The sequence below is a fragment of the Ferroplasma sp. Type II genome, from assembly GCF_000496155.1.
The window spans coordinates 1-1,165 of the sequence record NZ_KI542811.1; the positions used below are offsets into that span (position 1 = coordinate 1).

1 protein-coding gene is annotated in these 1,165 nt (G+C 31.2%); it reads right to left on the reverse strand.

From position 1 onward, the window contains the following. The coding region (locus tag AMDU4_RS12785; protein ID WP_290705375.1) for a hypothetical protein at positions 1 to 1,165 on the reverse strand (1,165 nt) is incomplete at both ends.

Here is a 1,165-nt window from a genome sequence, read left to right on the forward strand (position 1 = left end):
ATTCATTATTCTTTGGTAGCAGTCCTTTCAACATTGATATATTGTCTTCAAGAATCTTTTTCAAGTTTTTTCTTATTATGCATGCCTGATTAGATTTTAATGATGTTTGGAGTTGAACATACCTAATATAAAATGCATGTAACCTCTCATCAATGGTTTTTTGTGTGTCAGGGTTGTTTTTCAGCAGATCCATAAATTCTTGGTCATCCATCTCATCAATGGTTTTTTGTGTGTCAGAGCTCTCTATATATATATCGCCAGCATCAAGATATTCCCTTACGCTTCTTGGCCCCTTCGTTTTAGATTTAGGTATTTCTTTATAAAAATTTAATGAGTACGAGATTGTATTACTTATTTTATCAGAATACTTTTCAGTATCCAGTTTTATGCTCTCATTTAATTTTATATCTTCGAGATGGAGAACTGCTTTGAACTTCTTTCCATTAGTCACAAATTTGACCAATATTTTCTTATTAATAGACCCTATGTTAGAACTTGATACATTTATTTTCCTGTCGGTAAAACTTATTCCATCTTCTAGGTGTGCTCTTAGACTAACACGCTCTAATAATTTGTTTGAAAGAGCATCAACCGAAAATTCAATTTCAGATTTGTTAACGTAGTAGATTGAGTTTAAAGTGCTCCATAAATAGAAGCCACCACTTTTAACAATACTTTCTACTAATTCCTTTCTTAAGAACGAAGAAATAGTAATAAAAGTGGTACTTGATACCCTTATCTTATGAATCATAGTTTTAGGTATGCAGGGTATGTTATCGAAGTATACGTCAGAAATATCCTCAGTATCATCTGAAAACATGCTCGAGAGGCTATCCGCTAATCTAGAAAAACTGCTCTCAAATTGGAGATTGTGGTTAAGGCTAATATTCTCAGAATTAGATCTGTATTCGGTTCCTTTTTCAGTTGAAAAAGCAATAAAATAAACATCGTCTTTTGAAAGATGCAATTCCTCCATTAGCGTGGAGAATTTTTCCAGTTCTTTGTCCAGTACAGTTCTATCATCCATATTTTTATTTTCTTCGTAATTTTTTAATTTATTAAAATCATGGAATAAATATCCAAATATGGAGATTTTTAATTTTTCTTTTAAAGAATTAATATCTTCCGGGGTATCATTTAAATACTTGTAATCAAGTACCTGCAA